Source organism: Gardnerella massiliensis, assembly GCF_003408845.1.
GTDB classification, from domain to species: domain Bacteria; phylum Actinomycetota; class Actinomycetes; order Actinomycetales; family Bifidobacteriaceae; genus Bifidobacterium; species Bifidobacterium vaginale_H.
In genome coordinates this window covers 1-241 of record NZ_LRTV01000007.1, presented here as the reverse complement: position 1 = coordinate 241, position 241 = coordinate 1, and the positions used below count along the sequence as shown (strand labels likewise).

The window sequence follows — 241 nt, the reverse complement described above, 5'->3', positions numbered from 1 at the left end:
TAATTATGCCAATAGTATGCGCTTGTTGTATAGCTATGTGGGGTCCAAAACCTTGGATTCGCTCTGGACCTTTTGTGCCTCAGTGTACGACGTTTAAAGATACTGCTTTTTCTGTTTGTGCACATCCTGAAGAAGCTTATATTCGTAAACTTCGTGCTGTTAAACATTTGAAAACTGTTGCTTCTTGGTTTCCTAAGAATCAGAGAGATTCGCAAGGCAAAGGAATTGTGCTTGTGCTTGG

General features: G+C 40.7%; 1 pseudogene. It reads left to right on the top strand.

What is annotated here, in order from left to right:
• Positions 1-241: pseudogene (locus tag AXE77_RS04355) on the top strand (hypothetical protein); the annotation flags it as partial.